Here is a 20,600-nt window from a genome sequence, read left to right on the forward strand (position 1 = left end):
GGGAAGTATGAGCGAAAATGTCTATCAATTTATCGATGTACAGCGCATCGACCCGAGAAAGAAGCCTATCACGACACGCAAGAGCTCTTTCGTCGAAATTTATGAACCGTTTTCAAAGCAGCAGGTCAGCTCTCAGGCAGACCGTTGCTTAGATTGCGGCAATCCTTATTGCGAGTGGAAGTGTCCGGTGCACAACTATATTCCGCAGTGGCTAAAGTTGATCCGTACGGGCAGGATCCTCGAGGCTGCGGAATTGTCGCACCGGACTAATAGCCTGCCTGAAGTGTGTGGTCGGGTTTGCCCACAGGACAGGTTGTGTGAGGGGTCATGCACACTTAATGATGAGTTTGGTGCGGTGACGATTGGTAATATTGAAAAGTACATCACGGATACCGCATTTGCACAGGGCTGGAAACCCGACATGTCTTATGTCACCTGGACTGACAAAAAGGTGGCCATTATCGGCGCGGGTCCTGCCGGGCTTGGTTGTGCGGATATTTTGGTGCGTAATGGGGTAAAACCCGTGGTGTTTGATCGCAACCCGGAGATTGGGGGATTACTGACGTTTGGCATCCCGTCATTCAAGCTGGAAAAATCAGTGATGGAGAAGCGTCGCGAGATCTTTTCGGAAATGGGTGTGGAGTTTTGCCTTAATACTGAGATTGGCAAAGATATCAGTATGGACGAGCTACTCGCACAATATGATGCCGTATTTATTGGGGTCGGTACCTACCAATACATGCGCGCCGGGCTGGACAATGAAGATGCAGAGCATGTGTATGATGCGCTTCCGTTTTTGATTGGTAACACTAATCGGGTCATGGGTTATGACGAAAGCAAACAGGCGTACATAGATATGGCTGGTAAACGGGTGGTGGTGCTGGGCGGCGGTGATACTGCAATGGACTGCGTGCGCACTTCTGTGCGTCAGGGTGCACAGTCTGTGATCTGTGCGTACCGCCGGGACGAAGCCAACATGCCGGGGTCGCGTCGTGAAGTTAAGAATGCCAAAGAGGAGGGCGTTAAGTTTAGATTCAATGTTCAGCCTAAAGGCATTGAACTCGATCAACATGGTCAGGTGGCGGGTGTTCGCATGGTGCGGACTGAGCTGGGTGACCCGGATGAAAATGGTCGCAGACGGGCACAAGAGGTGCCTGGGTCTGAGCACTTGATTGAAGCCGATGCCGTTATCATGGCGTTTGGTTTTAAGCCCCACAATCTTGACTGGCTGGCAGCCTATGACGTTGCCATCAATGAGTGGGGCGGTATTGTAGCGCCTGAAAAGGGCGCATTTACGCACCAAACCAGCAATGAGAAAATCTTTGCCGGCGGTGATGCCGTTCGCGGATCCGATCTGGTGGTTACCGCCATCTTCGAAGGCCGTAACGCAGCAGAAGGGATCATGGATTATTTAGGGGTGTAAAGTCGCTTACTCTGGCAGAGCATGGCTTCACCATAAAAATTGGCCCGCTATTAACCATTTTGGTTAACAGCGGGCTTTTTGTTTTTTGGATGTACCTATTCGTTCAGCACTTGGATTAAATCACTAACTAGGGTAGGCTCGGGCTAAGCATGGAGTTTGGTTACATTTGAAGGAATTATGAACTATCGAACAAATGAACAAATAGTCTACTGGCTGAAGGAAAACGAATCGCTAATGATGGAGTAACCCCTATATGGGGGCGAGTAAAAATCGCGGGTATTGTGTTAAGAGTTAAAGGCTGTATCTGTGCGGTCTGATAAATTCGTTTCCCAGAGCACACGATATCTCACAAGGTAAGATAGCATTAAGGCGCAGAATCTGCCCTAGTAAGAGCGGCTAACTTTGGGTTATGAAGTCAAACACCGGGCATAATTTAAAGTATTGTGCATGCTTTTGACATCTGGTCCGCTCGTACCTGCTCATCGGTACTGAGCGGATAACCAACCAATCCCTAAACAGCTATTATCGAAGTATCAACAACATTAAATAAGGGCAGAAGCGCCTGCACTCAGGTATGCTTAATTGAGTCACTCCCGCCTGATGTTACGCCCCCTGGACCTCAAGCAGCTCTTTAGCACTGGCAAGTGTGGTGCTGCTGATTTTGTCGCCGCCAAGTAAGCGCGCGATTTCGTCAACGCGTTGTTCCTGCACCAATGGCAGCATAGACGTAAAGGTTTCACCGCATTCAACACGCTTGGAAACGAAGAACTGATGATGACCACTACAGGCAACCTGGGGCAAGTGAGTCACACAGAACACTTGGGTTGAGTTACCAAGCTGGCGTAATTGTTTCCCCACCTGTGAGGCTGTGGGACCCGAAATACCAACGTCTACTTCATCAAATATCAGAGTAGGGGTGGTAACTCGGTTCGCGATAATCACCTGAATAGCCAGGCTGATCCGTGACAGTTCACCGCCCGATGCTACTTTGGCCAGCGCTTGCAGAGGCTGACCCGGGTTGGTCGAAACCAGAAACTCGATCTTATCCATGCCCAGTTCATTGGGGCGCCTGTCTTCATGCTGATTAAGCTGAATAGCAAACTGGCCGTTTTCCATCGACAGTTCATGCATGCTTTCACTGATTAAATCATTCAAAGTCAGTGCAGCTTGCGCACGGCTTTCGCTAAGCTGTGCCGCTGAGATTTGATAGGCGTGTAATGCCTCTGCTATTTCGTGTTGCAGATCTTCGATGCGCTCATTGTTAGAGCAGATAGATGCCAGCTCTTGGTGCAGCTGTTGATGATGCTGATGTAGCAACTCGGGGCTGATCTGGTGTTTACGTGATAAGGTCATTGCTTGTGCCAGCCTGTCTTCGACGGCCTGCAGACGTTCCGGGTCTTGTTCGATGTTTTCACCATAGGCACGCAGTTCTCGGCAGCCTTCTTCGAGTTGCACTGCAGCCTCCCCCAGCAGTTGGCTGATCTCCTGCAGTTTAGGGTCATAATTGCTTAGTTCAATGAAGGTTTGTACGCTGTGTTGAAGTTGCCCTAATACAGTCTGGTCATCCTGCTCAGACAGGCACATCAGTTCACGCTGACAGCTTTCTGCCAGCGTCTGGCTATGACTCAATCGTGTATGCTCAGTTTCAATCTGCTCATACTCGCCTTCTTCCAGCGCAAACTCATCCAGTTCCTGAACTTGGTATTCAAGCAATTGTTTTTTGGCCGCCTGCGCCTGTTGTTGTTTTATGAGCTCTGCGTGCTCTTTTTGTAGCGTATGATAATGTTGATATTGAGCACGCACGGCGTGTAACAGGTTATCGTGACCTGCATAGGCATCCAGTAACCCTAGCTGGTGCTCGGGCTTAAGTAGTAGCTGGTGGGCGTGCTGACCATGAATGGCAATGAGTCGCTGTCCGAGTTCTTTTAATTGCGCAGCCGTTACAGAGTTGCCGTTGATAAAACTTTTACTGCGGCCATTTTGCATAACAACACGACGTAAAATGCAGTTTTGCTCTTCATCGTCCAGCATTAAATCGTTCAAAAACTGCTGAGCATTGGGAAGCTGCCTGATATCAAACTGAGCGGTTATCTCTGCTTTGGTCGCACCAGGGCGAATGCTGGCAACGTCTGCCCGCTCACCCAGACACAAAGAGAGTGCATCGATTGCAATGGATTTACCTGCACCGGTTTCGCCGGTGATGGCAGTCATACCTGAGCGCCAGTCAATGGTTAATTCGTTAACAATGGCAAAGTTTTTGATTTGCAGACTAAGAAGCATGCTGTATATCCAAACAGTACAATTACTGTTAATTTATACAGCATCATTGAAAAATGCAACTTGAAATTGCGTTTTGTTACCCAGGTTTTTACAGGGCGGCGGCTTTTTGTTGCTGTCCCGAGGGGTCGTCATTCTCGGTTTGAGCTGACGCATCTTCCTCACTCTGCCCAGCTTCCTGCGTGTCGGTTTGCACAGGTGTGTCTGGTGTTTGGATCCGTGAAATCAACGCGGGTAAAATTTCGCTGTAAAATGCCTTGTTATAAGCTATCCCGGCAGAGGGTAGCTCGCTGACAAACATAAATAGCTGGTCGGCCAGGAGCTCCAAATTGCCATTTTCACGACATTTATTCAGTTCAGTGCCAATTGTGGCGAGCAAATGATCAGTAACACGCTCTAATGCTTCCAGGTTCTCGTCATTGTGGGCTTGCACAACAAAGAAATTGCCGACAATGGCGTTAAATTGAGGCGCGTGCTTTGGGCGGATCAGCTTGTAACTTACGAATTCGCTAATTTTACTTTTGAAGTGACTGCTGATCTCTTTCAGACGTTCATTGAACACCCGCTTTTCGGCTTCGCGTGCTTTTTTACGGTTATTCTCAATCACCACATAAACCCCCAAAATGGTGATCAATAAGGTAATAGATACGAAAACAACGTAGCTCATGTTGGTTTACTTTTCCCTAAAATAGAAAATAAATTTTACTTATTTTGCTGAACTTCGATCGCTTAGTAAAGCCTGCTGCCCCAATTTAATTTCTGTCTCAGAACATTGTAGTAGGAATAACTGACAGGATGGATCAAACGTAGTTTTTTTTCTGCTTTTTTTATGACCACTTCATCACCCGGAAGCAATGCGAGCACGACGTGACTGTCACAACTTACCTGCAAGCTTGCCGTGTTTTCGGGGCTGAGCTTCAGTTTGACCTGCTTATTTGCATCAACAACCAAAGGTCTGCTGGACAGTGTATGCGGAAACATGGGGACCAGAGCCATCGCGTTTAGCTCAGGCGTCAAAATGGGACCTCCGCCGGACAACGAGTAAGCCGTTGAGCCGGTTGGTGTAGTGACAATGAGGCCGTCAGAGCGCTGAGAAAAAACAAACTGATCGTCAATGAAAGCTTCGAACTCGATCATGTGGGCGACTTTATCAGCGTGTAATACCGCTTCATTTACTGCCAGGTTGGCACTTTTAAGTTCTGCATGACGGAATACTTCGACTTCAAGCAAAAAGCGTTGTTCTGCTACAAACTTGCCACTCAGGACCTGCTCCAGTTCTGCTTCAAAACCGTCGGGGTCCAAATCGGTCAGAAATCCTAAATTACCCCGGTTAACACCTATCACGGCAACGTCAAATCGGGCCAGTACACGGGCAGCCCCCAACATATTTCCATCACCGCCGACCACCACAGCCAGATCACAGCGCTCTCCCAGAGCCACAACATCGAGTATGTTTGTCTCAGGCAGCTCAGTGATTTGTTTGCCAACGCGTTGCTCAACAAAAACTTCATAGCCAAGTGCTTGCAAAAATGTATACAGGCGTTGTAATGTCAGGGCGGCGCCATCATGGTTTGGTTTACCAATCAGGCCGATGGTTTTAAATGGTGCGCTCATTCAGTGAGTTTCCTTGGCAAAATTTCTATTGCCAAGATTATCTTAAAATGAATTCGCTTGAAACTCGCAAATTTAACCTTATTTATGATGTTATGAAACTTAGTGCACGTGATAAACAAGTCTTCTCTGCTGTGATGAGTCTTTACTGTAACGGTGAAGGACACCCTGTGGCATCGAGTAAGATAGCAAAATTAAAAGGCATGGCGGTGTGCTCTGCAACGGTACGCAATGCCATGGCGCGCCTGGAAAACCAGGGGTTACTTTTTTCACCACATACTTCTGCAGGGCGTGTGCCCTCTGATCAGGGAATTAAGTATTGGTTACAGGAGTATTTTGGCTTAGAAGACATTGCTCCTTACTGGGAGCCAGAGCGTGAAGAACTGACTGGTTTTGCACATACTCTCAGCCAGACATATCAGGTGTGTTGTATCGTTGGTTTGCCGCAGGTGAGTGAACAAACCATATTTCGGGTTGAGGTACTGGATTTTGATCGTAAACACTGGTTGGTACTTCTGATAGACAGAAGCGGTCAATCCAATAATATTCTTATCAACAAGCCCGAATCCAATTCTGACCAGGTCAGATACCAGTTTGCGGCCTGGATGAACACCGTATTCAGTGCGCAAACGCTCAAAGAAGGGTTGCACCGAATGCGCGCGATGGCGAAAAGTGCGATGGCGGATTGCCGTGGTTCTTTAATGCAGTGGAGCCGCGAGTTAAGCCTGCAGCTGGGAACCGACAATAGCATAGTAGTCGGAGAGCGTTATCTTTATAACCGCCTCGAAGGAAATAACGAACTCAACCTGGGGGTGAGCTTTTTACATCAGGTGGAAGATCAGTTAGCGCTAAAGAATGGTCTGTCGGTGTTACTGGGCAGTGAGCTGAGTTATCTGAATCTGGAGCGATTTGTGGTCTTGAGTGTACCTTACTTTACGTCGAGCGAGTACCAGAGTCGTTTTTGTGTGATTTGTCCCGCTGATGCGCCGATAGAGGCAATAATCGGTGAATTTACACAAATCCCAAAAAAAGATGCTTGAATAACAAATTTGAATCCCCATAATTACGGCAGTTGTAAAGAATCGGAGAGAATTTTTCATGTCTGAGCAGACAAAAGCCCAAGAGCAGGAACAAGAGTTAGTGCAAGAAGACGTACAGGAAAGTGCTGCAGAGCAAGCTGAACAAGCGCAGGAGAGTGCACAAACTGAGCAAGCTGAGTTGAGCCCAGAAGAAGAGATTGCAGGCCTGTATGCAGAACTGGAAGCAGCTAAGCAAACAATTGAAGGTCAGAAAGACAGCGTGATCCGTGCAGCCGCAGATGCTGAGAATGTCCGTCGTCGTGCAGCGCAAGATGTTGAGAAAGCGCAGAAGTTTGCATTAGAAAAGTTTTCTAATGAGTTGCTCCCTGTGGTCGACAACCTGGAGCGTGCAATTGAATTTGCTGACAAAGACAATGAAGCGACCAAGTCAATCCTTGAAGGTATTGAGATGACGCTGAAGTCATTTAACGATGCGCTGGCTAAGTTTGGTGTTGAGGCTGTGAGCCCGCAAGGTGAAGCGTTCAACCCAGAGCTACACCAGGCAATGTCAATGCAACCTAGCAACGATGTCTCGCCTAATACCGTTTTAGCGGTAATGCAAAAAGGGTACACATTGAACGGCCGTTTGCTGCGCCCTGCAATGGTTATGGTGTCAAAAGCAGCTGAATAAGCTGTAACTGCCTGATTTATAAGCCCGCGACAGCGGGCTTTTTTGATCTGATTTGCATCAGTCCGAGTCACCTTTTAAAATAAAAACAGTGAAATCACTTAGGCATAAGTCCATGAATAAAAAACTTCTTGCTATTGCTGCTATAGTCATCACCCTGGCTGGCTGCAAAACCTCTCCTACCGGACGTACCCAAATAGCCCTATATTCAGAACAACAAATGGATAAGATGGGCGTCGCGAGCTTCGAGCAAATGAAGCAGGAGCAAACGATAGAAAACGACGCCAAGATCAACAGCTATGTAAACTGCATAGCAGATGCTCTGATTGCGCAGCTTCCAGCTAAGTATGCACAACAGCAATGGGAAGTGGTGGTATTTCAGGATCCCAGCGCAAATGCCTTTGCTTTGCCCGGAGGCAAGATAGGGGTGCATACCGGGCTTCTGAAGGTAGCACAAAACCAACACCAGCTCGCTGCAGTCATGGGGCATGAAGTGGGACACGTTATCGCTGAGCATGCCAACGAACGGGTGTCTCAAAATAGCCTGTTGCAGCTGGGCCTGCAAGCTGGCAATGCGGCACTTGAAATGGGCAATGTGCAGTATCGTAATGCCATCATGCAAGGCTTAGGGCTAGGAGCACAGTACGGAATTGCACTGCCATTTAGCCGCAGTCATGAAAGTGAAGCGGATGTCATTGGTCTCGACTTAATGGCCAAAGCGGGCTTTAAACCAGAGGGGGCCGTCGAGCTGTGGCAAAATATGGAAAAAGCAGGGGGAGAGCGTCCTATGGAGTTTTTGTCGACTCACCCGTCTCCACAAAACCGCATTGCGCTACTACAAAGCAAAATGGCGCAGGCCAATACACTTGCGCAGGACGCTAACCGCCAGGGTCAAAGTCCTGCCTGTCAATAAATTTAACCTAGTTGGGCGGGATTGTCATAAAAGCTTGCGCCCAGCTTATTGAGCACAATAAACAGCCTGAGGTCCAGTTCCAGCTGATGATACTCAGGCTCCATGTGACAACAGAGCTGATAAAAGGCTTTGTTGTGATCCAGCTCTTTGAAGTGCGCGAGTTCATGGACAACCAAAGCACGTAAAACGGCTTCAGGCGCATATTTTAACTGCTGAGACAGGGCAATTTCATAGCGAGTTTTTACTTTTCCACCGTGCTGTTTACGTGTTTGGCTATGATGCCCTAGTGTTCCCGTCATCAGATCCCGGCCTTTTGCATAGCTTACCTTATGCAGACGAGGCACATTCTTAAGATATTTGTTTTTGTAGCCGTGGCAGTAATCATAAAGTGCTTGCGTACTCTGGAGCTGATGACCCTGTGGATATTTACTTTTGAAATAAGCTGCAAGTTTATCAGGTTCCAGCAAGGTTTTAATCTGGGATTGCAACGCAGGAGGGTAGTGCTGAAAATACGGCAAATAATTCATGATGACGGTAGTAATCCTGATACGGAAATTCTAAGCTGGTGTACTCAAGATCATAACAGGAATAACAATAAATGTATCAGGCAAGTTGTTTATGCGGTGCGGTTAAGTTGACATTGCGCGGAGCCATTTCCAGTATCATCCACTGCCACTGTTCATTGTGCCGTAAGTCATCTGGTACTGCATATGCGACGAATGGGTTTGTCAATCGTGACGATTTGCAGATCGTTGCCGGAGAGGAGCTTATCCGTCACTACGCGTTTAAACCTGGCAGGTTGCGTCACTTCTGCGGAGTGTGTGCCTCTCCTTTGTATAGCTCTAATCAGGATGACCCTGAAAAACTCAGGCTACGACTCGGTATACTCGACTCTGATATAACGGAGCGGCCAATGTCACACAATTACGTAACCTCAAAAGCAAATTGGGAAGAATTAGATGCCAAGCTACCTCACTATGCGGGGAAAGAGCCGGGCAGGGAATAATAAACAGGGCCATATTTTGGCCCCGATTCTTTTAACTTATTCCATGGTACTTAATTAAGTGTGCCATTTTGAAGCAAATATGACACAGCTTCCGTCATATTGGTGCCTTCAAATTGAACACGTATTAAGTGCACTTGGTTTTAATTGTCTGTCATCGCGCAACAATCAGAGGCGCGAGAATTACCACCGCTTTTCTGAATCTCTGCTCTGCCTGCGCCAACGGCACGGGTCGCTTTGGCAGGTAATGCAGACTGGTCATCAGAGAGTTGTTTTACAGGTTTTTTAGTGAGTTTCAATAACATAGAATTTTCCTTATTGTTGTTTTATTCGCCTTCTAACATCCTGTAAAACTTTAACGTTGTCAAGTGGTTAAATTAATGTGTGTTGCTGTGGCTGACACTCAGCCGGAAAGGGAGCAAGCACCTGATGAGCAACCCCTAAGTCCTGAATGAACTGCCTGGCGAGCAGAGGCGCATCATAATTGTCGGCGGTGTGAAAGAAGACATAAGGGGTACGCCCCTCGTTCAGCCAGCCACGAATTTTGTTGAGCCAGGGGGCATAAAAGGTGCGGTTTGCAGCCAGATCTGAGCACCCAACAAAGCGCAACATAGGAGCCTGAGCGGTGGCAATGACATTGACCGGCACGCGCGGTTTCTTTTGCTGTGCGTCAATAATGGCTGGGGTACTGGCTGGCTCACTAAACAGAGGGCGAGTATCCATGATGATGCGATTCACTCCGGTCTGCATCAGCAGTTGGTTAAAACGCTTCTCAGCATCACCTTTGGCAAAAAACTCCCTGTGTCGGACTTCAATCCCCAGCGTCAGCTCCTCGGGCATTTGTGCAATAAAATCGGCTATCCGGCCAAGATATTGGGGACTACAGCTGGCAGGCAGTTGCAGTAACACCATCCCCAATCTTGAAAATAATGGCGAAAACAGCTCGAGCCATTGCTTGAGCTCTTGCTGACAATGAGTCAACGCCAGCTCGTGAGAGATCTGTTTGGGTATTTTAAAGGTAAAGCGAAAAGTGTCGGGCACTGCGTTTGACCAGGCAGTAATGGTTTCTGGTTTTGGGCTGGCATAGAAGCTGGTATTGCCCTCAACACTGTTAAAGATCTGTGCATATTCGCTCAACATATCCGCGGCTTTGCAGTCGCTGCTGAAAAACCGACCTTTCCAGTGTGCAGAACTCCACTGAGGACACCCCAAATACAGCATGAAATTTGCTCCCTAATTGACTTGAAGCAGAGTCTAACAAAGTCCAGATGGAGAAAAAATCGTAACAGCGAAAGAATCCCCGCTTTGTGGGATGACAAAGCGTGGCAATTTTATATAATTGGCGATTAAATTTATCATTCATTATGCCCTTAAGAGTTAGTAGGCAAATAGGATTATTATGCGCTCAATATACTGCGGAAAATTAAACAAGGACCATGTAGGTCAGGAAGTGGAGCTATGTGGTTGGATCAACAAACGTCGTGATCTGGGTGGCCTGATCTTCATTGATCTGCGAGATCGCGAAGGTTTGGTCCAGGTTGTGTTTGATCCTGAAGTAGAAGGCCTGATGGATGTTGCAAACACTTTACGCCAGGAGTTCTGCGTTCAGGTTACCGGTACTGTCCGTGCGCGCCCTGAGAGCCAAATCAATCAGGACATGGCCACTGGTGAAGTGGAGATCCTGGGCACTGGCCTGACTATCATCAACCGTGCAGAACCTTTGCCTCTGGACTTTAACCAGGAAAACTCGGAAGAGCGTCGCCTGACTTATCGCTACCTTGACTTACGTCGTCTGGAAATGAGCGACCGCATTAAACTGCGTGCAAAAGCATCCAGCTTTGTCCGTCGCTTCTTAGATAGCAACGACTTCCTGGACATCGAAACGCCGGTACTGACAAAAGCAACACCAGAAGGTGCGCGTGACTATCTGGTACCAAGCCGTGTACACAAAGGCAGCTTCTACGCGTTGCCACAGTCGCCTCAGCTGTTTAAACAGCTGCTGATGATGTCTGGTTTTGACCGTTACTACCAGATTGTTAAGTGTTTCCGCGATGAAGATTTACGTGCTGACCGTCAGCCTGAATTCACCCAAATCGATTTAGAAACTTCATTCATGACATCCGATCAGGTGCGTACTATCACTGAGCGTTTGATTTCTGAAATGTGGCAAGAGCTGCTTGACGTTGATCTGGGCCAGTTCCCGGTCATGAGCTACGAAGAAGCCATGCGTCGTTATGGTTCGGACAAGCCGGACTTACGTAACCCGCTTGAGTTGATTGATGTTGCTGATCTGGTTAAGGACGTTGAGTTCAAGGTACTGGCAGGCCCTGCAAACGATGAGAAAGGTCGTGTGGCGGTATTGACTGTACCGGGTGGTGCATCACTATCTCGTAAGCAAATTGATGAGTACACCAAGTTTGTTGGCATCTATGGTGCAAAAGGTTTGGCCTGGATGAAGGTCAACGACTTGGACGCTGGCCTTGAAGGTATTCAGTCGCCAATTGCTAAGTTCCTGAACGAAGAAGTGATCAAAGGTATTCTTGAACGCACTAACGCACAGACCGGCGACATCATTTTGTTCGGTGCTGACAAGCGCAACGTGGTTAACGAAGCAATGGGTGCACTGCGTCTGAAAGTAGGTCTGGACCTTGAACTGACCAACCTTGGTCAGTGGGCACCACTGTGGGTTGTTGACTTCCCAATGTTTGAGGAAGACGACGAAGGTAACCTGCATGCAGTTCACCACCCATTCACGGCACCTAAAGACATTTCAGCGGCAGAGCTGGAAGCCAATCCTGCTGGCGCTATTTCAGATGCGTACGACATGGTACTGAACGGCTACGAAGTCGGTGGTGGCTCGGTGCGGATCCACAACAACGATATGCAGCAAGCCGCTTTCCGTATTCTGGGCATTGATGAACAAGAGCAGCAAGATAAGTTTGGCTTCCTGCTGGATGCTCTGAAGTATGGTACGCCACCACACGCAGGTCTGGCGTTTGGCCTTGACCGCCTGGTGATGTTGCTGTGTGGCACAGACAACATCCGTGATGTGATTGCCTTCCCGAAAACGACTCAGGCATCGTGTCTGATGACCAATGCGCCGAGCGTTGCTAACCCGGATGCACTGAAAGAGCTTGCAGTAACCGTCACTGCGCAGCAAAAAGACGCTGAGTAACGACAGCGAAAGAATGAAAAAGCGGCGATTACGCCGCTTTTTTTTATTCTGCAAACCCTGAGTAACTGGAAATTCATACAGTATTTTGGCATGATAGCGAAAAAACAACGAGAGTATGCGCCTTGGCAGTAATTTTAGGCATAGATCCAGGCTCCAGGCTGACAGGGTATGGCGTCGTTAAACGTCAGGGTAGCCAGTTTCAGTATCTGGGCAGTGGTTGTATTCGGCTTGGTGATAAGCCATTTCCACAACGACTGCAGATGATTTATCAGGGCGTTAGCCAGATCATCGACCAGTTTAATCCACAGGGGTTTGCCATTGAGCAAGTCTTTATGGCACATAATCCAGATTCCGCTTTAAAGCTTGGTCAGGCGCGAGGGGCAGCCATTGTCGCAGCCACAATGAAAGAGATTGAGGTGTTTGAATATTCAGCCCGGCAGGTGAAACAAGCGGTTGTTGGCACTGGTGGGGCGAATAAGTCGCAGGTTCAGGAAATGGTTAAGCGATTATTAAAGCTCCCGGGCACACCCCAGGCCGATGCCGCTGATGCGCTGGCCATCGCAATTTGCCATGCACACTCCGAGCAAAACCTGATCAAGCTGGCTGGCAACGCGAAAAAAACCGTACGAGGAAGATTGAGGTAATTATGATAGGCAGACTCAAAGGTATTCTGGTAGAAAAACAGCCACCAGAGATCCTGTTAGACGTCAGTGGCGTCGGTTATGAAGTACAAATGCCGATGACGTGTTTTTATGAGTTACCTCAGGCGGGTAATGAGGCAACCATCTATACTCATTTTGTGGTGCGAGAAGATGCACAACTATTGTTTGGCTTTAACCATAAAACCGAGCGAGCACTGTTTCGTGAGCTAATTAAGGCCAATGGTGTTGGTCCCAAGCTGGCACTGGCTATTTTGTCGGGTATGTCAGCAGAGCAGTTTGTTCACTGTGTTAATCAGGGAGATGCATCTACTTTGGTGAAAATTCCCGGTGTTGGCAAGAAAACAGCTGAGCGTCTGGTACTGGAAATGAAAGATAAGTTGAAAAACTTTGGTCATGATCTGCTGACCCCATTCAGCGATGATGCCATTCTGGCACCTCAGGAAGATCCCACTGTGGCGAATACGCCAGAAGACGACGCATTGGCTGCGCTGCTGGCATTGGGTTATAAACCTGCACAGGCGCAAAAAGCTTTGAAAGCCGTTAGTAAACCAGGTATGGATACCGAAGGGCTGATCAAAGAAGCTCTGAGATCTATGATGTAAGAAAGGCTGATAAAGTAAATTATGATAGAAGCAGACAGACTCATTGAGCCGGAAGTGCAAGGCAATAATGAAGAGGCCGTTGACAGAGCAATACGCCCTAAGCTGTTGGCAGATTATACCGGCCAGCAGCATGTTAAACAGCAAATGGAAATCTTCATTGAAGCGGCGCGCAGTCGTGAAGAAGCACTCGATCACCTGCTGATATTCGGTCCACCAGGGCTGGGTAAAACCACATTGGCCAATATCGTGGCGAATGAGCTGGGTGTGAATATTAAAACCACCTCTGGCCCTGTGCTGGAAAAAGCCGGCGACCTTGCCGCTATGCTGACCAACCTGGAGCAGGGAGATGTGTTATTTATTGATGAAATACACCGCCTGAGCCCTCAGGTTGAAGAGATTCTCTATCCTGCGATGGAAGATTATCAGCTCGATATTATGATAGGCGAAGGACCGGCAGCTCGTTCAATTAAGCTTGATTTGCCACCTTTTACGCTGGTGGGCGCAACGACCCGTGCTGGTTCACTGACCTCACCTTTGAGAGACCGTTTCGGTATTGTACAGCGTCTGGAGTTTTATTCTGTGTCTGAGCTGGCATCAATTGTGTCGCGCTCTGCACACTTTTTGAATCTCGAGATCAGTGATGCGGGTGCGATTGAGGTGGCGAAACGTGCGCGAGGTACTCCCCGTATTGCCAATCGCTTGCTCAGACGGGTTCGGGACTTTGCGCAGGTAAAAGGAGATGGCAGCGTAGATGAAGTGATTGCCAGTCAGGCGCTGGATATGGTCGACGTTGATAAATGTGGTTTTGACTATATGGATCGTAAGTACTTACTTGCAATTATTGAGAAGTTCACCGGGGGACCGGTTGGCCTGGATAACCTGGCTGCCGCGATTGGTGAAGAGCGAGAGACCATTGAAGATGTCATCGAGCCCTACCTGATCCAGCAGGGGTTTATCCAGCGAACTCCAAGGGGACGCATTGTTTCTGACAGAGCCTATTTGCATTTCGATTTAACCAAACCATCAACATGAAGGTGCTCTGTCAGCGCCTAAATCTGACTACACTGAGGCGCTGCTAAAGCGCTTCTTTGCTTATTACACTTCTTCTATTTCCCTTCCCATTCATTCAACGCTCATCCCATTTCTTTTATGTTAGCGCTGTTTAGCGCAAAAGCTTGTTCCGCCGTTTAGAGGAGAGTGAACCAGAAATGAGTAGATGACAGGCAAAAAAAAGCCCGCACAGTGTGCGGGCGAAAACAACAAGTTGAAGGAAGTAATCCAGGGAACTGATGAGTCTGTTAAGGTGTTATCCAAAAGTTTCTCATCATGACTGCAGAATAAATCAGACTTCTGCGGCCTAAGTAACTGTGCATTTGCATTGAGAGATGCTGCTCGCTCAGTACGGGGAGTATAATAAGGCCAGTCGGGCATTTAATCAAACTAGAAAAATTACAGTTTTGCTATAAAAAAAACTAATCCGAAGGGGTTGTGTTGATTTCCATTGCGCAAATCATAAGCACAGTTGTATTTTTAAGTGTTTGTAAAATATGGAGTTGCCTTTATTATGCGCAATTTGTGAATATTAGATTATTTGTTGTTAATTGGTATTACCAATCGGTTTTTGAGGGTTTATTCTATCAGAGTGAATAAAACATTACTTTTATGCAGGTTGCATAAATAAATAAACACCATGAAGGTCTGGCTGCTCCGACCACATTAAATTTGTGTCACAAATACGCACTAGGCTATATGTTTCATTGCAACCTACACGTGGGCACAGATCGTTTTTGCGGTATAAAAGGGCTATTTGGGCAGGGTATTGGGTGAAATCAGCTCACTTTTAATTTGGATCCGGGGCTTGTTAATCGAGTTAAAACGAGAGGTCAAGTGGCTTAATGTGCGAATTATCGGCATTTAAGTGAATTTTACGGCATTGAGATTGTAAGCCCTTATTAGTGTGGTTAAACTACCTGAACCTTTTTGCTGGCTTACAGTCAATACGGTGAAGGCTGCCTTGGCCGAGAACACAATTATTTTCTAGGAGTATAACAACGTGGAATCGGGACTTAATTTCATAGATCTCATTTTAGAAGCCAGTATCCTTGTACAACTTGTTATGTTGACACTGGTCGGCATGTCGGTTGCCTCATGGGCGATTATCTTTCAGCGCCGCAGTATATTGGCGCAATCTCTGGCAGATGCGAAAAAATTTGAACAGAAGTTCTGGTCGGGGATGGACTTAGGCAAGCTATACAATGAAATTACTGCAAGAGCAGGGAGCTCAAGTGGCTTAGAAGCCTTATTTGTATCTGGCTTTAAGGAATTTGCACGGCATAAAAAGCAAAACACAGGCTCGGCGAGCATGATAATAGAAGGCACACACCGCTCTATGCGTGTTGCCCTGTCCCGTGAAGTTGAGAAAGTGGAATCAGGTTTGTCTTTTTTGGCAACAGTTGGCTCTATCAGCCCTTACATCGGACTATTTGGTACGGTCTGGGGGATCATGAACGCATTCATTGCCCTGGGTGAGGTTAAGCAGGCAACACTGCAAATGGTTGCACCAGGTATTGCTGAAGCCCTGATCGCAACGGCAATGGGTTTGTTTGCGGCGATTCCAGCGGTCATGGCATACAACCGTTTTGCTAAAAATGTAGAAAAACTGGAATCAAACTACATCAACTTTATGGAAGAGTTCGCCAATATTCTGCATCGCCAGGCTGCCAGCTTAACTGAGGCCAAGCAAAATGTACCAGCATAAGAGACGCCGCCCTGTCGCAGAGATCAATGTGGTGCCATACATTGATGTTATGCTGGTGTTATTAATCATCTTTATGGCAACGGCGCCACTGATCACACATGGTGTTAAAGTGGATCTACCGCAGATGGAAGAGTCGGATTTGGTAGAGACCAAAGATGCGCCACCTATTATCGCTACTATCGATGCTGAAGGCCGCTACTATGTTTCGGTAGGAACCGACCCAGAAGCGCCAATGGATGCGGTAGAAGTGGCTGCGGTCATCAAGCTTAAGTTACAGCAAAATCCCGATACCCCCGTAATGATAAAAGGGTCTGGTCGTGTGTCATATCAGGAAGTACTTTTATTGATGGACTTTTTGAAAAATGCGGGCGTACCGTCGGTCGGGCTAATGACAAAATCGTTTGAGGACAGTTAATGGATGCTTTAACCAGCGGAATATTAAAGTCGTTTTTACTCCATTTCGCTATAGCCGGACTACTGTTCGCGACTGCCAACTTTCAGTTTTCCAGTCCCACTGTAATGGAAGTTCAGCTTAATCCTGCCATTAACGAAATTGAAGAAGTAAAAGCGGTATCAGCTATCTCAGTTAACGAGCAGGCGGTCGAGCGCAAAATTGCTCAGCTACGCGAAAAAGAAGCGCAGCAGAAGCGTGCGGAAGAACAAAGGATACGCGATTTAGAGCGCCGGGCAGTGCAGGCCCGTAAGGATCGTGAAGCTGAAGCCAGACGGATCAAGAAACTGGAACAACAGCGTCTTGCTAAGCTGGAAGAGAAACGTAAAGCTGAAGCGCAAGCCAAACGCGCACAAGAAATCCAAAACAAAGAGCGTCAGCAAGCTGAAAAGGCGCGTCAGGAAGCGCTTGCTGCTGAAAAAGCTGCCAAAGCTGCTGCGCAGAAACGTAAAGCAGAAGAGGACAGGCTGAGACAGGCTGAGGCGAAACGTAAACAGCAAGAGGAAGAAGCTAAGCGCAAAGCACAAGCTGCCGAAGAGGCGCGTCAGAAAGCGTTGCAAGAGCAACTTCTTCAGGAACAACTGGCTCAGGAACAAGCGGCGAGAGCGAAAATTCGCCAGCAGCAGGTCCTGACCGAAGTTGACAAGTATAAGGCGCTGATTATGCAGCGGATCCAATCTAACTTGTTAATTGATGAGAAAATGAAAGGGAAGCAATGTCGCCTGAATATTCGCCTGGGCTTTAATGGCCTGGTGACACAAGCGGAGTCGCTGGGTGGTGATAAGCTGGTGTGTGAAGCCGCTTTGCGTGCTGTGCGAATGGCCGATACCTTGCCTGTTTCTGAGAATAAAGATGTTTTCGAACAGCTTAAAAACATTAACCTGACGATAAAACCAACTCTATAAAGGAAGACCATGTACAACCATTTAAGAAATTTACTCTTGGTTCTGGCTTTCGCTGCGCAAGGGGTCGCCTACGCAGCACTGGAGATCGTGATAACAGAAGGGGTCGACAGTGCCCGGCCTATCGCGATAGCTCCGTTTAAATACATTGGCAACGGCGAAGCGCCAGCTGAAATCAGTGCTGTGATTGCGGCGGATTTGATCCGCAGTGGTAAGTTCAAGCCGGTAGCAGAAGAGCAAATGCCTCAGTTACCCACAACCGATGAAGAAGTGGATTACGATGCCTGGGTTGAGTTAGGTGTGGAAGCTGTTGTTGTCGGGACCATTACCCAGCAGCCAGCGAATCGCTATCTTATCAAGTATGAGCTGATTGATGTCATCCGTGCGCAGATCACCGGTGGTGAGACCCGCATGATGACTAACGGCCAGCTGATGAAGAGTCAGGATCACGTTTTGGAAGCACGTCAAAGTGTGATTGATGCTCAAAGCTTCCGTTATTACGCACATCAGATCAGCGATGTGGTTTATGAAGCCCTGACAGGTGAAAAAGGGGCGTTCCGCACCAAAATTGCGTATGTGATTGTACGTGAAGAGCAGGACAAACCTTATCAGCTGGTTGTTGCTGACTATGACGGATATAACGAGCAGGTGCTATTGCGTTCTAAAGAACCGTTAATGTCTCCGGCCTGGTCACCTGATGGTAATAAACTGGCGTATGTGACGTTCGAAAATCGTCAGTCACAAATTTATATTCAGGATATTTATACGGGTAAGCGTGAGATCTTAACCAGTTACCCGGGGATCAATGGCGCTCCGCAGTTTTCGCCGGATGGTACACAAATGCTGATCGTGTTGTCTAAAGACAAAGGTGGTGCAACCGAAGTGTATTTAATTGACCTGGAAACGCGCAAAGAGAGACGCCTGACTAAGCACCGTAGTATAGATACTGAGCCAACTTGGCACCCAAATGGCAAAGAAATAGTCTATACATCTGAAAGGGGTGGTAATGCCCAGATTTATAAGTTAAATTTAGATACAGGAAGATCACGGCGTGTAACTTTCGACGGCGACATGAATTTAGCAGGGTCGATCACGCCAGATGGTAAACAATTGGTAATGGTAAATCGTACTTTAGGTCGTTACCATATCGCCAAGAAAGAATTGGATTCTGGGCTGTTTCAGGTATTAACGCGCACCAGACTCGATGAATCACCGAGTATTGCGCCGAACGGCTCTATGATTATTTATAGTACCTTGCATAATAATAAGCAGGTACTGGCGTTGGTGTCGATGGATGGCCGCTTTAAGGCCCGCCTGCCGGTGTTAGACGGACAGGTTAAGGCACCAGCTTGGTCGCCATTTTTACAGTAATTTTGCTGGTAAGACTTATAAAAGATATAGGAATATACTCGATGCAACTTAACAAAACTCTCAAGGCCCTTTTGGTCGCGTTGCCTGTGATGACGCTGGCTGCATGTAGCTCTTCAACAAACACAGGTGAAGGTGCTGGCAGTGAAACAAACGCGGCAACTGCGGACAATGGCAGCAACGTTGATGTAGGTACAATGGCACCTCAGAAAACAGCTGAAGAGCTACTGAAAGAAAAGTATGAAGCGTTGCGTCAAAAGCAAATCGTATACTTCGACTTCGACAAGTCTACGGTTCGCAGCGAGTTCGTAGAGCTTCTGCAAGCACACGCTGACTTCCTGGTTAAAAACCCAAGTGTTAAAGTACTGATTGAAGGTCACGCTGATGAGCGTGGTACGCCTGAGTACAACATCGCACTGGGTGAAAGCCGTGGTAAAGCGGTTGCTAAGTATCTGCAGAGCCTGGGCGTGTCTGACAGCCAAATGTCTGTTGTAAGCTATGGTGAAGAAAAGCCAATGGACAAAGCGCGCACTGAACAAGCTTTTGCTAAGAACCGCCGCGCGGTACTGGTATACTAATCGTTAAAGAGATGCTATGAAGCCGAATACTTTTTTGGCAGCCATCATCTTAGTCAGCGGGAGCTCCCAACTGTGGGCAGCTCCCGCTGCTGTATCTGATGCTGCTGGTTCTAACCAAACTATTGAACAACGTTTGTCTGTGCTTGAGGGCCTGATGCGAAACCGCAACCTGATCCAGGCGGAGCTACAAACGCAACTTGACCAACTGCAGGACGAAGTGAGCCAGATCCGTGGTGTAACGGAAGAGCAAAGTTACAAGCTCGAAAAAGTGTTACAGCGCCAGCGTGAGCTTTATCAGGAAATTGAAACGCGAGTCACTCAGGTCTACGAGCAAAGTAAGCAGCTACAGCCTGCAGTGACACCTGACAGTGCAACAGCGCAGGCCGTGAGTACTGACTTATCGGAAAATGAAGCGTATGACAGAGCTGTTGCGTTGATTATGAAAGATAAGCGCTACGATGCGGCTATTCCTGAATTTGAAGGCTTCCTTAAGCAGTTTCCCAATTCCGTCTATATACCAAATGCGCACTATTGGTTAGGTCAGCTACAGTCTATCAAGAATCAAGATACTCAGGCCATGGTGCACTTCCGTACTGTGGTAGATCAGTTTGCTGATTCAAATAAGCGACCAGATGCGATGTTAAAGCTGGGAACCTTGCTCCAGAAGACAGGACAATCTGCACAAGCAAAAACCTTATTCGAGAATCTAATCAAAGAATATCCCAGCACAACGGCTGCAAAATTGGCAACGGAGCGACTGAGCAAAATATAAATGGCTGATATTTTCTCAGAATGATTTAAAATTAGGCGCTTAGACGCGAAATTTGAAAAAAACAGGCAATTTCGGTTGCACAAGATTTTTAAATAAGTATTATAAGCGCCCGCAGCAGCCGATAGTGTTACACACATCTTGCAGCGAAACAATTTAGTGGGTCATTAGCTCAGTTGGTAGAGCAGTGGACTTTTAATCCATTGGTCGATGGTTCGAGTCCATCATGACCCACCATTCAAATTTGTTATTTTTACTTTAAGTAAAGCCAGAGCGGGTCATTAGCTCAGTTGGTAGAGCAGTGGACTTTTAATCCATTGGTCGATGGTTCGAGTCCATCATGACCCACCATTCAAATTTGGTGTATTATTTAAATAATCTCGAGCGGGTCATTAGCTCAG

The 20,600-nt window shown here is 47.4% G+C and carries 21 protein-coding genes and 2 tRNA genes; 17 read left to right on the plus strand and 6 right to left on the minus strand.

The window, feature by feature from the left end:
- Nucleotides 1-7 precede the first annotated feature (7 nt).
- Nucleotides 8-1,423 carry an FAD-dependent oxidoreductase gene (locus CWB99_RS15530; RefSeq protein ID WP_138549800.1) on the plus strand — a complete coding sequence of 472 codons (1,416 nt, stop codon included), beginning with the start codon at nt 8-10 and terminating at the stop codon, nt 1,421-1,423.
- 603 nt (nt 1,424-2,026) lie between these two features.
- Here the strand turns inward: CWB99_RS15530 and recN are convergent.
- From recN to nadK, 3 genes are all read right to left on the minus strand, one after another.
- Complete coding sequence (recN, locus tag CWB99_RS15535; RefSeq protein WP_138549801.1) at nt 2,027-3,703, minus strand: DNA repair protein RecN; 1,677 nt, start codon at nt 3,701-3,703, stop codon at nt 2,027-2,029.
- Between the two features lie 88 nt (nt 3,704-3,791).
- Nucleotides 3,792-4,367: a hypothetical protein gene (locus CWB99_RS15540; protein ID WP_138549802.1), complete on the minus strand. Its 576-nt coding sequence runs from the start codon at nt 4,365-4,367 to the stop codon at nt 3,792-3,794.
- 62 nt (nt 4,368-4,429) lie between these two features.
- Nucleotides 4,430-5,314, minus strand: a complete 885-nt coding sequence (nadK, locus tag CWB99_RS15545; RefSeq protein ID WP_138549803.1) for an NAD(+) kinase — start codon at nt 5,312-5,314, stop codon at nt 4,430-4,432.
- Nucleotides 5,315-5,406: 92 nt separating this feature from the next.
- On the opposite strand from nadK, the gene CWB99_RS15550 reads away from it, so the two are divergent.
- The 3 genes from CWB99_RS15550 (at nt 5,407) to CWB99_RS15560 (ending at nt 7,931) form a co-directional block, all read left to right on the plus strand.
- On the plus strand, nt 5,407-6,351 hold the full coding sequence (locus CWB99_RS15550; RefSeq protein ID WP_249331940.1) for an HrcA family transcriptional regulator: 945 nt from the start codon (nt 5,407-5,409) through the stop codon (nt 6,349-6,351).
- Between the two features lie 58 nt (nt 6,352-6,409).
- Nucleotides 6,410-7,021 carry a nucleotide exchange factor GrpE gene (grpE, locus tag CWB99_RS15555; protein WP_138549805.1) on the plus strand — a complete coding sequence of 204 codons (612 nt, stop codon included), beginning with the start codon at nt 6,410-6,412 and terminating at the stop codon, nt 7,019-7,021.
- A gap of 112 nt (nt 7,022-7,133) precedes the next feature.
- On the plus strand, nt 7,134-7,931 hold the full coding sequence (locus CWB99_RS15560; protein ID WP_138549806.1) for a M48 family metallopeptidase: 798 nt from the start codon (nt 7,134-7,136) through the stop codon (nt 7,929-7,931).
- Nucleotides 7,932-7,933: 2 nt separating this feature from the next.
- Here the strand turns inward: CWB99_RS15560 and CWB99_RS15565 are convergent, their stop codons facing one another.
- On the minus strand, nt 7,934-8,458 hold the full coding sequence (locus CWB99_RS15565) for a M48 metallopeptidase family protein (protein WP_138549807.1): 525 nt from the start codon (nt 8,456-8,458) through the stop codon (nt 7,934-7,936).
- 71 nt (nt 8,459-8,529) lie between these two features.
- Between CWB99_RS15565 and CWB99_RS15570 the strand changes: the two genes are divergently transcribed.
- Nucleotides 8,530-8,937, plus strand: a complete 408-nt coding sequence (locus CWB99_RS15570; protein WP_138549808.1) for a GFA family protein — start codon at nt 8,530-8,532, stop codon at nt 8,935-8,937.
- A gap of 140 nt (nt 8,938-9,077) precedes the next feature.
- On the opposite strand, the gene CWB99_RS24095 is transcribed toward CWB99_RS15570, so the two are convergent.
- On the minus strand, nt 9,078-9,239 hold the full coding sequence (locus CWB99_RS24095) for a hypothetical protein (protein WP_171045361.1): 162 nt from the start codon (nt 9,237-9,239) through the stop codon (nt 9,078-9,080).
- Nucleotides 9,240-9,306: 67 nt separating this feature from the next.
- Nucleotides 9,307-10,155, minus strand: a complete 849-nt coding sequence (locus CWB99_RS15575) for a DUF72 domain-containing protein (protein WP_138549809.1) — start codon at nt 10,153-10,155, stop codon at nt 9,307-9,309.
- Between the two features lie 178 nt (nt 10,156-10,333).
- Here CWB99_RS15575 and aspS point away from each other — a divergent pair, with 178 nt between their 5' ends.
- The 12 genes from aspS (at nt 10,334) to CWB99_RS15635 (ending at nt 20,550) form a co-directional block, all read left to right on the plus strand.
- Nucleotides 10,334-12,109: an aspartate--tRNA ligase gene (aspS, locus tag CWB99_RS15580; protein WP_138549810.1), complete on the plus strand. Its 1,776-nt coding sequence runs from the start codon at nt 10,334-10,336 to the stop codon at nt 12,107-12,109.
- Between the two features lie 122 nt (nt 12,110-12,231).
- Entirely contained in the window at nt 12,232-12,753 is a 522-nt protein-coding gene (ruvC, locus tag CWB99_RS15585) for a crossover junction endodeoxyribonuclease RuvC (RefSeq protein WP_138549811.1), read from the plus strand.
- 2 nt (nt 12,754-12,755) lie between these two features.
- Nucleotides 12,756-13,373 (plus strand): Holliday junction branch migration protein RuvA, encoded by a 618-nt coding sequence (gene ruvA, locus CWB99_RS15590; protein ID WP_138549812.1) that lies wholly within the window; start codon nt 12,756-12,758, stop codon nt 13,371-13,373.
- Between the two features lie 21 nt (nt 13,374-13,394).
- Nucleotides 13,395-14,405, plus strand: coding sequence for a Holliday junction branch migration DNA helicase RuvB (gene ruvB, locus CWB99_RS15595; protein ID WP_138549813.1), 1,011 nt, complete (start codon nt 13,395-13,397; stop codon nt 14,403-14,405).
- A 1,021-nt stretch (nt 14,406-15,426) separates the two neighbouring features.
- Nucleotides 15,427-16,131, plus strand: coding sequence for a protein TolQ (tolQ, locus tag CWB99_RS15600; RefSeq protein ID WP_138544346.1), 705 nt, complete (start codon nt 15,427-15,429; stop codon nt 16,129-16,131).
- Nucleotides 16,118-16,546: a protein TolR gene (tolR, locus tag CWB99_RS15605; protein ID WP_138549814.1), complete on the plus strand. Its 429-nt coding sequence runs from the start codon at nt 16,118-16,120 to the stop codon at nt 16,544-16,546. The genes tolQ and tolR overlap by 14 nt, the downstream gene beginning before the upstream one ends.
- Nucleotides 16,546-17,487 carry a cell envelope integrity protein TolA gene (tolA, locus tag CWB99_RS15610; protein WP_138549815.1) on the plus strand — a complete coding sequence of 314 codons (942 nt, stop codon included), beginning with the start codon at nt 16,546-16,548 and terminating at the stop codon, nt 17,485-17,487. The genes tolR and tolA overlap by 1 nt, the downstream gene beginning before the upstream one ends.
- A gap of 9 nt (nt 17,488-17,496) precedes the next feature.
- The gene (gene tolB / locus CWB99_RS15615) at nt 17,497-18,855 is read left to right on the plus strand and encodes a Tol-Pal system beta propeller repeat protein TolB (RefSeq protein ID WP_138549816.1); all 1,359 of its coding nucleotides are present in this window, start codon (nt 17,497-17,499) and stop codon (nt 18,853-18,855) included.
- A 41-nt stretch (nt 18,856-18,896) separates the two neighbouring features.
- On the plus strand, nt 18,897-19,430 hold the full coding sequence (pal, locus tag CWB99_RS15620) for a peptidoglycan-associated lipoprotein Pal (protein ID WP_138549817.1): 534 nt from the start codon (nt 18,897-18,899) through the stop codon (nt 19,428-19,430).
- A 16-nt stretch (nt 19,431-19,446) separates the two neighbouring features.
- Nucleotides 19,447-20,202, plus strand: coding sequence for a tol-pal system protein YbgF (gene ybgF, locus CWB99_RS15625; RefSeq protein WP_138549818.1), 756 nt, complete (start codon nt 19,447-19,449; stop codon nt 20,200-20,202).
- A gap of 158 nt (nt 20,203-20,360) precedes the next feature.
- A tRNA-Lys gene (locus tag CWB99_RS15630) sits at nt 20,361-20,436 on the plus strand.
- Between the two features lie 38 nt (nt 20,437-20,474).
- Nucleotides 20,475-20,550: transfer RNA gene (locus tag CWB99_RS15635), tRNA-Lys, on the plus strand.
- Nucleotides 20,551-20,600 lie beyond the last annotated feature (50 nt).

The organism is Pseudoalteromonas rubra (assembly GCF_005887095.1).
In the GTDB taxonomy this organism is placed as follows: Bacteria; Pseudomonadota; Gammaproteobacteria; order Enterobacterales; family Alteromonadaceae; genus Pseudoalteromonas; species Pseudoalteromonas rubra_E.

Coding starts and splice junctions, on each gene's coding strand:
- CWB99_RS24095 (WP_171045361.1), bottom strand. CDS start 9,239: ATGTTATTGAAACTCACTAAAAAACCTGTAAAACAACTCTCTGATGAC.
- CWB99_RS15560 (WP_138549806.1), top strand. CDS start 7,134: ATGAATAAAAAACTTCTTGCTATTGCTGCTATAGTCATCACCCTGGCT.
- ybgF (WP_138549818.1), top strand. CDS start 19,447: ATGAAGCCGAATACTTTTTTGGCAGCCATCATCTTAGTCAGCGGGAGC.
- ruvA (WP_138549812.1), top strand. CDS start 12,756: ATGATAGGCAGACTCAAAGGTATTCTGGTAGAAAAACAGCCACCAGAG.
- CWB99_RS15530 (WP_138549800.1), top strand. CDS start 8: ATGAGCGAAAATGTCTATCAATTTATCGATGTACAGCGCATCGACCCG.
- ruvB (WP_138549813.1), top strand. CDS start 13,395: ATGATAGAAGCAGACAGACTCATTGAGCCGGAAGTGCAAGGCAATAAT.
- grpE (WP_138549805.1), top strand. CDS start 6,410: ATGTCTGAGCAGACAAAAGCCCAAGAGCAGGAACAAGAGTTAGTGCAA.
- CWB99_RS15565 (WP_138549807.1), bottom strand. CDS start 8,458: ATGAATTATTTGCCGTATTTTCAGCACTACCCTCCTGCGTTGCAATCC.
- tolB (WP_138549816.1), top strand. CDS start 17,497: ATGTACAACCATTTAAGAAATTTACTCTTGGTTCTGGCTTTCGCTGCG.
- tolA (WP_138549815.1), top strand. CDS start 16,546: ATGGATGCTTTAACCAGCGGAATATTAAAGTCGTTTTTACTCCATTTC.
- aspS (WP_138549810.1), top strand. CDS start 10,334: ATGCGCTCAATATACTGCGGAAAATTAAACAAGGACCATGTAGGTCAG.
- CWB99_RS15575 (WP_138549809.1), bottom strand. CDS start 10,155: ATGCTGTATTTGGGGTGTCCTCAGTGGAGTTCTGCACACTGGAAAGGT.
- CWB99_RS15550 (WP_249331940.1), top strand. CDS start 5,407: ATGAAACTTAGTGCACGTGATAAACAAGTCTTCTCTGCTGTGATGAGT.
- nadK (WP_138549803.1), bottom strand. CDS start 5,314: ATGAGCGCACCATTTAAAACCATCGGCCTGATTGGTAAACCAAACCAT.
- CWB99_RS15540 (WP_138549802.1), bottom strand. CDS start 4,367: ATGAGCTACGTTGTTTTCGTATCTATTACCTTATTGATCACCATTTTG.
- recN (WP_138549801.1), bottom strand. CDS start 3,703: ATGCTTCTTAGTCTGCAAATCAAAAACTTTGCCATTGTTAACGAATTA.
- CWB99_RS15570 (WP_138549808.1), top strand. CDS start 8,530: ATGTATCAGGCAAGTTGTTTATGCGGTGCGGTTAAGTTGACATTGCGC.
- tolR (WP_138549814.1), top strand. CDS start 16,118: ATGTACCAGCATAAGAGACGCCGCCCTGTCGCAGAGATCAATGTGGTG.
- pal (WP_138549817.1), top strand. CDS start 18,897: ATGCAACTTAACAAAACTCTCAAGGCCCTTTTGGTCGCGTTGCCTGTG.